This window comes from Rhodococcus sp. NPDC055112, from assembly GCF_053607505.1.
Genome location: NZ_JBSGTR010000005.1, coordinates 96,781 through 109,802, shown reverse-complemented (window position 1 = coordinate 109,802; position 13,022 = coordinate 96,781). Strand labels below are relative to the sequence as shown.

The 13,022-nt window shown below is 69.8% G+C and carries 15 protein-coding genes; 4 read left to right on the top strand and 11 right to left on the bottom strand.

Annotated features, from left to right (window positions below; translation table 11 throughout):
- Positions 1–94: 94 nt before the first annotated feature.
- Complete coding sequence (locus ACWFRB_RS04470; protein WP_452639150.1) at positions 95–562, top strand: Lrp/AsnC family transcriptional regulator; 468 nt, start codon at positions 95–97, stop codon at positions 560–562.
- 13 nt (positions 563–575) lie between these two features.
- On the opposite strand, the gene ACWFRB_RS04465 is transcribed toward ACWFRB_RS04470, so the two are convergent.
- The gene (locus ACWFRB_RS04465) at positions 576–1,418 is read right to left on the bottom strand and encodes an alpha/beta fold hydrolase (RefSeq protein WP_452639149.1); all 843 of its coding nucleotides are present in this window, start codon (positions 1,416–1,418) and stop codon (positions 576–578) included.
- A 78-nt stretch (positions 1,419–1,496) separates the two neighbouring features.
- Between ACWFRB_RS04465 and ACWFRB_RS04460 the strand changes: the two genes are divergently transcribed.
- The 3 genes from ACWFRB_RS04460 (at position 1,497) to ACWFRB_RS04450 (ending at position 3,592) form a co-directional block, all read left to right on the top strand.
- On the top strand, positions 1,497–1,961 hold the full coding sequence (locus ACWFRB_RS04460; protein ID WP_452639147.1) for a MarR family winged helix-turn-helix transcriptional regulator: 465 nt from the start codon (positions 1,497–1,499) through the stop codon (positions 1,959–1,961).
- Positions 1,962–2,027: 66 nt separating this feature from the next.
- Positions 2,028–2,567, top strand: a complete 540-nt coding sequence (locus tag ACWFRB_RS04455) for a TetR/AcrR family transcriptional regulator (RefSeq protein WP_452639145.1) — start codon at positions 2,028–2,030, stop codon at positions 2,565–2,567.
- Positions 2,564–3,592 (top strand): SDR family oxidoreductase, encoded by a 1,029-nt coding sequence (locus ACWFRB_RS04450; RefSeq protein ID WP_452639143.1) that lies wholly within the window; start codon positions 2,564–2,566, stop codon positions 3,590–3,592. The genes ACWFRB_RS04455 and ACWFRB_RS04450 overlap by 4 nt, the downstream gene beginning before the upstream one ends.
- 77 nt (positions 3,593–3,669) lie before the next feature.
- Here the strand turns inward: ACWFRB_RS04450 and ACWFRB_RS04445 are convergent, their stop codons facing one another.
- Genes ACWFRB_RS04445 through ACWFRB_RS04400 form a run of 10 tightly spaced genes read right to left on the bottom strand, consistent with a single transcriptional unit; the run spans position 3,670 to position 12,949 of the window.
- On the bottom strand, positions 3,670–4,011 hold the full coding sequence (locus ACWFRB_RS04445; RefSeq protein WP_452639142.1) for a hypothetical protein: 342 nt from the start codon (positions 4,009–4,011) through the stop codon (positions 3,670–3,672).
- Positions 4,012–4,035: 24 nt separating this feature from the next.
- Entirely contained in the window at positions 4,036–4,587 is a 552-nt protein-coding gene (locus ACWFRB_RS04440) for a hypothetical protein (protein ID WP_452639140.1), read from the bottom strand.
- The gene (locus tag ACWFRB_RS04435; protein ID WP_452639138.1) at positions 4,584–5,864 is read right to left on the bottom strand and encodes an MlaD family protein; all 1,281 of its coding nucleotides are present in this window, start codon (positions 5,862–5,864) and stop codon (positions 4,584–4,586) included. Before ACWFRB_RS04435 ends, ACWFRB_RS04440 begins: the two co-directional genes overlap by 4 nt.
- Positions 5,861–6,943, bottom strand: coding sequence for an MCE family protein (locus ACWFRB_RS04430; protein WP_452639136.1), 1,083 nt, complete (start codon positions 6,941–6,943; stop codon positions 5,861–5,863). Before ACWFRB_RS04430 ends, ACWFRB_RS04435 begins: the two co-directional genes overlap by 4 nt.
- Entirely contained in the window at positions 6,943–8,034 is a 1,092-nt protein-coding gene (locus ACWFRB_RS04425) for an MCE family protein (protein WP_452639135.1), read from the bottom strand. The genes ACWFRB_RS04430 and ACWFRB_RS04425 overlap by 1 nt, the downstream gene beginning before the upstream one ends.
- Positions 8,034–9,026, bottom strand: coding sequence for an MCE family protein (locus tag ACWFRB_RS04420; RefSeq protein WP_452639133.1), 993 nt, complete (start codon positions 9,024–9,026; stop codon positions 8,034–8,036). The genes ACWFRB_RS04425 and ACWFRB_RS04420 overlap by 1 nt, the downstream gene beginning before the upstream one ends.
- Complete coding sequence (locus tag ACWFRB_RS04415; RefSeq protein ID WP_452639131.1) at positions 9,023–10,033, bottom strand: MCE family protein; 1,011 nt, start codon at positions 10,031–10,033, stop codon at positions 9,023–9,025. The genes ACWFRB_RS04420 and ACWFRB_RS04415 overlap by 4 nt, the downstream gene beginning before the upstream one ends.
- Positions 10,033–11,247: an MCE family protein gene (locus ACWFRB_RS04410; RefSeq protein ID WP_452639129.1), complete on the bottom strand. Its 1,215-nt coding sequence runs from the start codon at positions 11,245–11,247 to the stop codon at positions 10,033–10,035. The genes ACWFRB_RS04415 and ACWFRB_RS04410 overlap by 1 nt, the downstream gene beginning before the upstream one ends.
- Positions 11,244–12,089 carry an MlaE family ABC transporter permease gene (locus ACWFRB_RS04405; RefSeq protein ID WP_452639128.1) on the bottom strand — a complete coding sequence of 282 codons (846 nt, stop codon included), beginning with the start codon at positions 12,087–12,089 and terminating at the stop codon, positions 11,244–11,246. Before ACWFRB_RS04405 ends, ACWFRB_RS04410 begins: the two co-directional genes overlap by 4 nt.
- Positions 12,089–12,949, bottom strand: a complete 861-nt coding sequence (locus tag ACWFRB_RS04400; protein ID WP_452639126.1) for an MlaE family ABC transporter permease — start codon at positions 12,947–12,949, stop codon at positions 12,089–12,091. The genes ACWFRB_RS04405 and ACWFRB_RS04400 overlap by 1 nt, the downstream gene beginning before the upstream one ends.
- Positions 12,950–13,022 lie beyond the last annotated feature (73 nt).

The window sequence follows — 13,022 nt, the reverse complement described above, 5'->3', positions numbered from 1 at the left end:
ACCTACGCAACGATGAGGATTGACGCTGCTCAATATGTACAGAATGCTGGAGCGTGACGGTGAATTGTTGGACAAAATGACCAGGAGCGCACCGATGAGCATCGATCGCCTCGACGCCGACCTGCTGGAGCTCCTGCACGCCGAGCCGCGGGTGGGGGTACTGGAGGCGTCCCGCCGGCTTGGCATCGCCCGCGGCACCGTGCAGGCCCGCCTGAACCGGCTCGAACGCGACGGCGTGATCGACAGCCTGGCCCCGACCCTCAATGCCGAGGCCCTCGGCTTCCCGGTCACCGCGTTCGCCACGCTGGAGATCGTCCAGGGCAGGGGGCACCGCGCGGTCGTCGAGCACCTCGCCGGGATCCCCGAGGTGCTCGAGGCCCACACCACCACCGGCGCGGGCGACGTGCTGATCCGAGTGGTGGCGCGGACGCACTCGGACCTGCAGCGGGTGATCAACGAGATCGTGGACGGGCTGAACGTCCTGCGGTCGTCCACGGTGATCGCCCTGGAGAACCAGATCCCGCTTCGCCACCTGCCGCTGGTGCGGGCGGCGCTGACCTGACCTCCGCCCGCCGTCAGTTCAGCGCGGCGCGGAGGGCTTCGGCGTACGCGCTCGGGTGGCTCGTGTTGCCGTTGTGGCCGCCGGGAAACACGCGGACCTCTTCCCCACGCAGGTCGGCCAGGGCAACCGCGCACGCTCGGTCGAAGACGGTCTCCGGAGTCGCCCGGCCCACGGCGGGGACGATGCGGGTCGGCGTTCGGCCGACCGCGGCGACGTCGAGCGTGTCCCGAATGATCGCGGAGAAGTCGTGCTCGACAAAGAAGTCGAAGTTGCGGATTCGCTGCGGCGACATCGGCATCGGCGTCAGGTCCGGTTCGACCTCCGTGCTGCGCGGGTCGATGCCGAGGACCTTCGCGACGAGCTGCAGGGTTCCCGCCAGTCCGTCGGTGCGATGAACCCGTTGGATCTCGGCCAGCTCGTCCAGGTGCCCGGCCCGCCGCTCGACCGGCAGCAGTCGCGGGCTGACCGGTTCGTGGGCGACGAGGGTCGCGAGCTGCTCCGGATGACAGACCGCGACGTGGAGTCCGATCGAGGCACCCAGGCTGCACCCGAGCATCCGGGCCGGCTCGTCGGTCACCTCCGCGAGCAGGCGATGGACGTCCTCGGCGTGCTGGGCAAGCGTCACGACGCCTTCGGGATCGTCGACGGCGCTCCTGGACAGGCCGCGCCGGTCGTACGTGACCACTGTGTAATCCGCCACCAGCCGGTCGACCAGGTCCCGGCTGCGACCCGCATCCCCTTCCCCGCTCTGCGAGATCAACAGGACGGGACCGGCGCCCCGGACCTCGAAATACAGGGACGCGCCCTCGACACGCAGTGATCCCGATCGGGTCCCCGTCTGGCTGCCCACGTTCATCGTGCACTCCTCTCGTCAGTAAGTATCACAATAGATGTATCACATTTGATGCATCTATTTCGATGCAATAATGCGGACATGAACGGCATCGAACTGTTCCTGCTGGGGCGCACCCTGATGAAGATCGGCGAGGAGGCGTTGCCAACCGACGGCATCGGCCGACACCCGACCGGCACCCGCACCGTGCTGATCGTCGCGAGCGACATCCGCGATCACCCCGGTTGCGCCGTCGGCGAGATCGCGGCGCGCACCGGATTCCCACAGAGCGCGGTGTCCGGCGCCGTCGCACGCCTAAAGGAGGCGGAGGCGATCACCACGCAGCCCGATCCCGACGATCGGCGGCGCGTGCTCATTCACCCGGCCGCGGAGGTGTCCGACCGGATGATCGAGGTCAGGGCGGCATCGATCGAGACCGCGCTCGCCACCACCATGGGGACCGAGGACACCCGGGCGGTCGGCGAGGTGACCGCATTGCTCGAGGAATTGACCCGCCGGCTCACCCCTGACGTCATCGGCCAGCTCCGAAAGGGCCAGTCCCGATAAACCACTCCGGGCCGCCAGCGGGCCGGTCACCCTTGCAAAATATGTAGACCGGTCTATATTGGACGCATGAAGAAGGGCGAGGAGACCAGGCTGCGGATGATCACGGTCACGGCGGCCGCGGTCGAGGAGAAGGGCGTGGCGGCGACCGGCGTCACCGAGGTGCTCGAACGAAGCGGGGCGCCGCGCGGTTCGCTCTACTTCCACTTCCCCGGCGGCAAGGACGAGCTGGTCGAGGCAGCGCTCCGGCAGAGCGCGGGGACGCTCGACGACCTGATGGCCGGCTCCCTCGGCGGCTCGCCCGCGGACGTCATCGCCCGGATCCTGGAGGCGCTCGCCGACCGGCAGGTCGCGTCCGACTTCACCAAGGGTTGCCCGATCGCGACGGTCGCCCTCGAGACGGCGGGCACCGACCCACTCGGCGGGGTATGTGCCGAGATCTACGCCGGCTGGGAGGCCTCCCTCGCGGACCTCCTCGGCGACGCCGCGCTGGCCACCGAGGTCTTCGCCCTCATCGAGGGTGCACTCCTCGTCGGCCGGGTCCGGCGGTCCCGCGAACCCATCGACGCGGCGATCCGCGCCGTCCGCAAGCTACTGGAGGACTCATGAGCACGCCCGACACCCTCGTCATCGGCTCCACCGGGCTGATCGGCCGGTGGCTGATCCCCGAACTCACCCGACAGGGCAGGCACGTCGCCGCCATGGTCAGGAATGCGGCCGAACGCGGCGACGAACTCCGCGGCTGGGTGGACGCGCACGGCGGGAACACCGAGCTGCTGAGCGTCGTCGACGGGGACCTGACCGCGCCGGGTCTCGGCCTGGAACCGCTGCCCACCGTGCGCGACGTCTACAACCTGGGCGGCCGGTTCGCCTTCGGGCTCACCGAGACCGAGGCCCGCGCGGTCAACGTCGACGGGGCCGTGGCCGCGCTGCGCTGGGCGCAGGCACTGCCGCAGCTGCGACGTTTCGTGCACATCAGCGGGTACCGCGTGGCGGGCGCCACCGTGAACGCGACGCTCTACCGCGACAAGGGCGCCTACGAGGCCAGCAAGGTCGAGGCCGACCACGCCGTGCGCGATCACGCCGAGGCCAACGGCATTCCGTACGCGATCGTCAACCCGTCGACCGTCATCGGCGACTCCGGCACCGGCGAGACCACCCAGTTCATCGGACTGGCCGACATGGTGCGCGACCTCCACCGCGGCAAGCTCCCGGTGATCCCCGGCGGCAAGGACGTCTGGGTCCCGGTGGTCACCGCGGACTACTTCGCCCGGTTCCTCGCCGCCGTGCCCGAGCACGCGGAACCCGGTGCGGCGCTGTGGGTTCTCGACGAGGACACGCCGCTGCTGGGCGACCTGCTCCGCGACGTCGCGCACACCCTCGACGTGCGACCGCCTCGATTCCACGTGCCGGTCGCGGTGATCCGGCGGCTGCCGGCGAAGCTGACCGGTGCGGACCCGGAGACCCTCGGCTTCCTCTCCGCCGACCGGTATCCGACCGACTCCGCGCGGGCACTCGCCGAGCGCGCCGGACTGGCGTTCCCTCCCCTGCCGCAGGCGATCCGGGCGTGGGTGGACTACCTGGTCGCGAGCGATTTCGGGAAGCGCAGCCCGGCTCGGACACCGGTCCGCTAGTCCACCACCACCCGCCGAGTGTGCACCTCCCGACATTCCCACTCGACCGATGCCCCCGCAGCTGCACACTCGGCGGCTCAGCGGCGGCGGGCCAGCTGACCGCCGAGCCAGGCGGTGTAGGCGAACAGCCCGACCGAGCCGAGGACCCTGGTCCGGCGGTAGACGATCGCCAGCCCGAGGAGCAGCTCGGTCGCGCCGTTGCGGTAGGTCCACTGCCGCGTCTCGCGGGGGAAGGCCTTCGCGGTCAGCCCATCGAACGCGCGCGGCGCGGTGAAGTGCGCGGCACCGGCGCCTGCCAGGGCCACCCCGAGCACCCTCGCGGGAACACTGTCCGCGCTGCGGGCCCGGATGACGACCGGGTTCTTCGGCTCCCTTCCTGCCACCAGAGCCTCTGCTGCCCTGCGCTTTCTACGACTCATCTGTCCTCCTGGGTGTGGATACGGCTAGAGCAACTGGACGTTGGCGAGCTTCCACTCACCGCCGTCGCGGACGAGGGAGAGCTGCATGCGGTTTCGGTCCACCCTCGGTTCCGGCGAGTTGGAATTGGTGACGGTCTGGTCGAGGAACACGATCACCTCCGCCTTGTCGCTGCCGGTCTCGGCGAGCCCGGCCGCGATGATCTCGGCCGACGAGGTGGCCTTGTACTGCACGATCATGTCCTTGAGGTTCGACGCCACCTGCGTGTACTGCCCGGCGAACTCGCCCACCGAGTTCCCCCGGACCACGGACAGGTTGTTGTCGAGGTTCTCGAAGCTGTACGTCGCCAGATCGGTGGCGAACCGCCGACCCGCGTCGAGGGCGTCCGTCCTGGCCTGCTCCTGCTGATGGTTCGCCCAGATGGTGTACGAACCCCAGCCGAGGAGGCCGAGCAGGACCACCCCGGCGGCGAGTGCCGCCGGCGCGCGTCGCGTGAGGCGCCGGCCCTTGTCCTGCCCGGTGGTTCCCGTGTCCGGCTCGACCGCTGGTTCGACTGTGGTTGTCTCGCTGTCACTCATTGCGTTCCCTGTAGTAGTAGAGCTGCCCACGATTGGTCACCGAGGATCTGTTTCTGCCCGCCCGCCAGGCCCATTCGGACAGCCGTGCCGTCGCCCGCCGGGATCCGACCCGAGGCCGGGTCGTAGGAGGTGACGCCCGCGAACTCCCGCACTCCCCCGGCCGAGTCCGACTGCGGCGGCGCAGTCGACGAGTCCGGGCGCGGCACGTTCTGCGAGCCACGCTTCTGTATCCGGCCCGACTCGTCGGTGCAGTACTGGTCCCGGTTCAGCTCGCGGGGGGTGATGTCCTGCACCGACCGCCGCTCGGTGTCGTAGAAGCAGACCGGTCCCACCGCGGTCACGAGGTCGAGCTGGGCGCGACCGTCGCGGACGATGCTGCCGAGCTTGGTGAACCCGTTCGGGACGGCGACCAGCAACGCGTCGACCGCGGGCATGCGGGCCGCGACGATCTGCGAGGAGACCAGCGAGTTGGCGAGCAGCAGCGTGAAGGACTCCCGGTTCTGCGCCAGGAACGGAACCACCTGATCGGCCAGGATCGCGGGCGTCTCGTCGAGCAGCAGGCGGATCTCGGGATCGGCCTCGCGCACCTGATCGGTGATCTGCCGCAACGACGCCGCGATCTGTGGGAGGGCCCGCACGTTCTGCTCGTTCGCCTCGAACAGGTCCCGCGAGTTGTCCACCATCGACACGATCTTCGGCTGGTTCAGCTCGATCATCGACACGATGGAGCCGAAGTTCTCCACCGTCGTCCGGAGGTCCGGGCCCACCCCGCGCAGGCCGTCACCGAGCTCCTTGGCGAGCGTCTGCAGGTCCGCGGGCGCCACGGTGTCCGCGATCGCGTTGAAGTTCGTGATCACGGTGCCGAGCGGGACCGGGATGCTGGTGTGTTCCCTGGGGATCAGCGACCCCTGTCCCAGGAAGGGGCCAGCGTCCGAGTCCGAGGACAGCTGCACCTTGAGGACGGGCGCCGCGGTGTCCTGGGCGACCGCCGCGTGCGAGTCCGCGGGAATCTCGACGTTCCGCCGCAGCGTCAGGGTGAGGTCGACGGTGGATCGGTCCGGCGCCAACTCGACGCCGGCGACCTTGCCGACGGTGACGCCGCGGTAGGCCACCTCCGAGCCCTCCGCGATCCCGGCGCTGTTGTCCATCTGCACCGTGACCTCGTAGGAGCCGCGGAGCGGATCCGGCCCGCCGACCTGTTTGACCACGTAGACGGTGCTCACCACGGCGAGGACCAGGAAGGCGACGATCTCGAAGTAGACGGTGCGCTTCTTCATCGCGTGCCGCCCGTCACGAGCTGGGACAGGCCCTCGATCGCGGGATGCTGCGACGCGGGCAGGGCCACGGGCGGCGCGGGCACGGGCGGCGCCGCCCCCGGGATGACCTCGCTGAGCAGTCCGCGCACCGAAGCCCCGAGGTCGACGTTCAGGTCGATGTTGACGTAGTCGCCGGGGGCGGCGCGCAGCACCAGGTCCCGCGCGCCCTCCAGCTTGCCCATCGTGTCCGAGAGCGTCGGGCCCATCGCCGCGAACTGGTCCAGGATCGGGGTGAGGTTGCCGACGATGTCGACGATCTGATCGCCGGACTGCTCCAGCACCGCGTTCGTCTGCACGCTCAGTGCGTGGGACTTGTCGAGGAGCGTCGCGATGGCCTGCCGCTGCTCGGTGAGCACGTCGACGGCGGGCGCTGCCGCCCGCAGGCCCTGGTCGATGGTCGCGCTCTCGGCCGAGACCGTCGCGGACAGCCGATCGAGTGAGTCGATGGCCCCGTTGATCGAATCCCTCCTGCCCTCGAGGGTGCCGAGCAGGCGGTCCACCCGTCCCAACAGGTCCCGGATCAGGTCCTCGCGGCCGGAGAGGATCTGGTTCGACTCCTCGACGATGGTCTTGACCTGTGCGATCCCGCTGCCGTTGAGCATCGTTCCGACGACGGAGAGCAACTGCGCGACGTCCGGTCCGCGGGCGGTGTCGGCGGCGTCGATCGTCGCGCCCGCCGGGATGGTCCGCGCGTCGGCCTGATCCGGAACCCTCAGGTTGACGAACGCATCCCCGATGGGGGTGGTCAGCTCGATGCGGGCGGTGGTCCCGACGGGCAGTCGGATGTCCTCGCGAATGTTGGCCCGCACCACGGCCTGGAACCGATCCACCGTCATCGAGCTCACCCGGCCGACCACGGCCTGACCGATCCGCACCTCGCCGCCGACCGGCAGCAGCGAGGCGTCGGTGAACTCGAACGCGATCGGGTACGACGGGCCGTCCACGTCGCGCCCCACCGGGAGGTGCTGGAAGTTCGCACCGCACCCGGACAGGACGGCGGCCGCGAGGAACCCAGCGGCACAGGCGGTCACGCGGCCCATCACTTGCCCCCTGCGAACAGGTAGCTCAGGTCGGTGCCCTCGAGGTTCGGGGGGAACTCGATCGGGTTGACCAGCCCCGGCCCCTGACACATCGGGATCGGGAGCTTCTCACACAGCGCCTTCGTCGCGGGGAACTGCGAGAGATTCGTCGACACATTGAGCCGGACCCGTGCCCTGCCGTCGTCGGTCACGAGGTTGGACACGTTCTCGAATCCCGTTGGCGCCGTGTCGAGGATCTCCGCGAGCTGGTTCTGCTTGGTGGCGATCGCGCCGGTCAGCTGCGCCAGCTGGGCCACATCGGAGGTCAGGCCTGCGCCGTGCACGGACAGCAGCGCCGAGACCTGCCCGAGCAGCTCGGTCAGCGAGGACAGTGCACCGGTGATGTCCTCGCGCTGCCCGGAGAACTCGTCTGCGGTGACCGTGATCGAGTCGACGAGCGAGTTGACGGTGCCCTGGTTGTCGGAGATCGCCTGCACCAACACGTTGAGACCGTCGACGAGCTGCGTGATGTCCGCGGACTTCCCGGCGACCACCGACGTGGCCTGGGTGATCGTCGTGACCGCGTCGTGGAAGGGCTGACCGTTCCCCTCGAAGGCGTTGGCCGTGGTGTGCAGCAGTTCGCCGATCCCCGCGCCCGGTGCGGCCGCCTCGGGGTTGAGGGCAAGGGTGAGCTCGTTGACCGACCGGGTCAACTGATCCCAGGAGAGCGGAGAGTGCGTGCGCTCGAGCGGGATCACCGCGCCGTCCGGCAGGCTCGGTCCGTCGACGTAACCGGGGTCGAGCTCCACCGTGCGGTCGCTGACCACCGACGGCGACATCACCCAGGCCTGCGCGTCCGCCGGGATCTTCGTCCCCCGCGGCAGACTCATCGTGACCCGCACGCGTGAGCCCGCCGGGGTGACCGTCTCGATCCGCCCCGTTGGCACGCCGAGCACGGTCACCCGGTTGCCCGGGAACACGGCGTCCGTCTGCGCGAACTCGGCGGTGATCGTCATCGTCGCCTCCGGCCGCACCACGTAGTAGACGAGCCCCGCCGCGACCGCCACCACCGCGGCGAGGGCACCGATGCGCCATCCGATGGCCCGCCGCATCACTTGCACCCCTGGACGAGTCCGGACACGCAGAGCCAGTTGTCGCCGATCAGGGTGGACGGGGAGTTGAGATCGAGCCAGTTCCCGTTGCCCGTCGCGTTGGTGATGTAGCGGACGCTCGGCGCGAAGTTCTCCAGCAGGGTGGTGAGGGTCTGTTCGTTCTCGGTGAGGACGGCCGTGACGGCATCGAGCTCGGTGAGCACGGAGTCCAGCAGCGGTTGGTTCTCCCCGAGGAACTGGCTCGCCGCGGTGGTGAGCCGGTTGATGTCGGCGATGAGCGACCCGATCACGGCGCGGCGGTCGGCCAGCGTGCTGGTGAGCAGTTCGGCGTTGCCCAAAAGGGTCACCAGGGTGTCCTTCTGGTCGACCAGGGTCTGCGTGGTGGCCTGTGCGCTGCTCAGCAGCGCTCCGATCGACTCCGAGTTGCGGGTGACGGCCTCGTTCACCGTCGTGATGCCCTCCAACGACCGCCCGATCAGCTCGGGATCGTCGGGGGCGACCTGCCCTATCGTCTCGACCATCGCCCGCAGCTGTTCGAGATCGAGGTTCTCGGTGGTGTCCTTGGCACCCCGGCCCAGGTCGTCGAGCGTGAACGGGACGCTCGTCCGCTCGAGGGGGATGGCCCCGCCCGGCGCCATCCGCCCCTGGCCCGCGGGGACGATGTCGAGGGATCGGCGGCCGAGCAGGGTGTAGATCTTGATCTCCGCCGACGTCCGGTCACCGAGCACGACGCCGTCGTCCAGCCGGAAGCCGACGTCGACGGTGTTGCCGCGCACGGTCATCGAGGTCACCACCCCGCTCGGCACCCCGGCGACGTTGACGGTGTCCGCCGGCGCGAGTCCGGTCGCGTTGGCGACAAGGGCGTGGTACTCGGCGGTCCGCAGCGACAGGATCAGCTTGGGGACGGCCAGCGCGGCCGCGATGACCCCCAGCGCGACGAACACACAGATCACCCCGGCCCTGGCCGGGTGTTTGACCGTCAACCAGTTCATCGGCACACCGCCGATCGCTGCGGTCCCTCGAGCGACACCGACCGGTCGAGGGCGCTCCACCGGACGTTGCAGAGGTAGATGTTGACCCAGCTTCCGTAGCTCGCGGCGACACCGAGCTTGGTGAACAGCTGGTCGAAGGCCACGGTGCCCTCGTTCAGGGCGGCCTGATTGGCGACCACGACGTCCGCGGTCGCGTCGAGCGAGCGCAGGGTCGGCGCCAGGTCGGGCTCCACCCTGTCGAAGACCCCCGCCAGGTTGTTCGCAAGGGCCCCTGCCGAATCCACGGCGTCGGCTATCTGGTCGCGGTCCTGCGCCAGCCCGCCGACGAGCGTGTTCAACGAGTCGATCAGCTCGACGAAGTTCGGGCGGTTGTCGACGGTCACCTTCAGCACGCCGCCCAGGTTCGCGATCAGCTCGTCGATGATCGCGTCCTTCGAGGCGAGGTTCTCCGTGACGGCGACGGTGCGGCGCAGCAGGCTCTCCATGGTGGCGCCCTGTCCCTGGAACACCCGGACGATCTCCGTCGCGAGCTGGTTCACCCCGGCCGGGTCGAGCGCGTCGAACAGCGGGCGGAATCCGCCGAGGACCGAGGTCAGGTCCAGCGCCGGCTGGGTGCGCTCGACGGGGATCGTCGAACCGGGCGAAAGGAATTCGGACGTCATCGGGCCGCTCGGCCCGGGTTCGATGGTCACCGCGCGCGCCCCGAGCAGGTCGGCGTAGCGGACCACGGCCCTGCCGTCGATCGGGATCCGCTGGTCGGCCTCCATCCGGAAGGTCACCACCGCCTGGTTGTCCACCAGGTCGACGCCGTTCACCCGGCCGACGCGCACGCCGGAGATCTGCACGTCGCTGCCCGGCACCAGTCCGGTGCTGTCGGTGAACACCGCCCGGTACTCGGACGACGCCCCCGCGACGGGGTTGATGAGCGTGCTGAACACGACGAGGGTGCTGGCCAGCGACAGCGCGGCGAAGACCGCGAAGCGGATGAGACTGGACCGGACCGACATCAGCGCACCACCGTGGTGCCGCGCAGGATCGGCCCGGCGATCACCGACTCGAGATCGCCGCTGGTCCCGAACAACCGGGACATCTGTGACCTCTCCGCGGGGCTGCCCACCGGGCCAACGGTTCCGCCGAGCAGCGGCGCGAGCGGGTTCGGCGCCGTCTGCGTGCAGCTCGGCCCCTCGAGGTCACCGTAGGTAGGGCACTGCGCCTTCCAATACGGTTGCAGGTCCCTGGCCGAGAGCTTGAGGTCGGAGTTCAGCCATGGCCCACTCGCGACGGCGGGCGGCAGGGTCGTCACCAGGTTCTGCAGGCCCCGATAGACGGTGGTGATCTGACCCGGCCTTGCGGTGAGCGAGTCGAGCAACCCGTCGGTGTCGTCGACGAGGGTGATGATCCGATCCCGGTTGTCGCCGATGGCGGTGGCCTCCTCCGCCGTGCGGGTGCCCGCCGCGAGCAGGGCGGCCAGGCCCTGCTGCTTCTCCACGATGGTCCGGGACACGGTGATCGAGTTGTCCAGGGTGGCGAGCACATCGGGCGCCGCCGCGTCGAGTTCGCCTGCCAGCTCGGCGATGTCGTCGAGATCGTCACCGAGGCCGTCGAGCACCGGCTGCGAGGCGACCAGCGTCCGGTGCAGCGCGTCGATGGACTCCCCCAGCCGCGCGCCCTCGCCGTCGAGCGCGGTGGCCACGGCGGTCAGCGCGGCGTTGAGGTCGGCAGGGTCGATCGCCCCGACCAACTCGTAGATCCGCGAAAAGGCCTGGTACAGCTGGACGGCGGCCTCCGACTGGTCCGCCTGCACGGTGCCACCGGGCCGCAGGGACGGGGTCGCGGCGGTTCGGTCCGCCGATTCCGGGGACACCAGGTCCACGTAGTAGTCGCCGAAGACCGTGCGCGGCATGAGCCGCACCTGGACGTCGGCGGGGATGCTCGCCATCGCCCCCTCGTCGAATCCGAGAGTGATGAGCGAGGCCCTGGTGCCCGCGTCGATCCGCTCGACCCGGCCCACGTTCACCCCGCGGTACTGGATGGCCGAGTCCTCCTTCAACGCGCCCGCGCTCGCCGGGACGGTCGCGGTGACCCGGGCGGGCGACTCGAATGTCCGTGCTCCCCATGCGAACAGGAACACGTAGGCACCGCCGAACACCAGCACCGCGAGTGCGCCGCGCAGTGCGAGTGCGGTCGTGCCGCCGCCGAGGACCGTCGACCGCAGGCTCATCCGGTCAGCCCCGGCACCTGCGGCTTAAGCCCCCACAGCGCGACGGTCATGGCGACGTCGGTGAAGGCGAGGAACACGATGCTGGTGCGCAGCGCCCGCCCTGCGGCCCGGCCGACGCCCTCCGGCCCGCCGGTGGCGGTGTACCCGTAGTAGCAGTGCACCAGCGTCACCACGACCGCGAACACCAGCACCTTCACCAGCGAGAGCCAGATGTCGTTCGGCGAGAGGAACAGGCTGAAGTAGTAGCCGTAGGTGCCCTCCGACTGCCCCTTGACGCCGACGACCGCGAGGGCCGTCGCCATGTACGAGGCGAAGAGGCCGACCAGGTAGAGCGGGATGACCGCGATCATGGCCGCGAGCACCCGGGTGGTCACCAGGTACCGCAGCGACGGGATGGCCATCACGTCGAGCGCATCGATCTCGTCCGAGATCCGCATCGCGCCCAGCTGGGCGGTGAAACCCGTACCGACCTTGGCCGCCAGGGTGATCGCGGCGACGAGCGGTGCCACCTCCCTGGTGTTCGCGATCGCCGACATGACCCCGGACAGCGGGGCGAGCCCGACCAGGTTGAGCCCGCGATAGCCCTCGAGCCCGATCTGCGAGCCCGCGAAGAAGGAGATCGCGAAGATGACGACGACGCTGCCCCCGCCCGCCAGCAGGGTGCCCGACCCGAACGCGATCTGGGCGATCAGGCGCATGACCTCGCGCCAGTAGCGGACGATCGTGGCGGGGACGGCGGCGACGACCTGGGCGTAGAAGGTGAGCTGCTCGCCGAGCCGGGCGAGCAGCGCGACGGCCCGTTGACCGAATCGCCTGCTGCGGATCGCGACGGGAAGGTGCATCAGTAGGCACCCTTCACCGAGACGAAGAGCGGATAGAACTGGGTGATCGCGAGATTCGCGATGAACACGAGGATGAACGAGAGCACCACGGTCTCGTTGACGGCATCCCCGACGCCCTGCGCGCCCTTCTTGACGGTCAGTCCCCGGTAGCTGGCGACGATTCCCGAGATGAGCGCGAAGGCCACGGCCTTGAGCCCGGAGACAACGAAGTCGGCGGGCTGGCTGAACTGCACGACGTTGCGCAGGAAGCTCTGGGAGTTGCCGTCAAGGATGAGCACGTGCACGAGCAGGCTCGCGCCGAGCCCGATGACGAGGACGATCGAGTTGAGCAGCACGCACACCACGGCGATCGCGATCATCCGCGGCACGACGAGCCGCTCGAGCACCGGCAGTCCGAGGACCTCGAGGGCGTCGATCTCCTCGCGGATGGTCCTGGCGCCCAGGTCCGCGCAGATCGCGGATCCGCCGACGCCCGCGATGATCAGCGCGCAGACCAGCGGGCCCGCCTGACCGATGATGAGGAAGGCCACGACCGCGCCGCTGTAGGCCCCCGCGCCGATCTGGTCTGCCAGTGAGCCGATCTGCAACGCGACCCCCACGCCGAGCGGGATCATCACCAGGGCCGAGGCGACCGTGGTGACGTGGGCGAGGAACCACATCTGGTCGACGCATTCGCGCCAGGCCAGCCTGCGGCGGCGCACGCTGGTCAGCGCGGCGAGGGCCACCCGGACGGCGAACACGAACAGCAGGCCCATCTCCGCGGAGAAATGCGCGAACATGTTCGGCGTGCTCGGCGCCGCGGCCTGCTCCGCCTCGGCGGGCACGGCGAGCACCACCGCCGGGTCTTCAGTCGCCGCCATCCCGCTCCCGCCTCGCGTGTGACTCGAGCCTCGCGAGCGCCGCCCCCGTGGCGCCCGTCACAGGGTCGTGAGC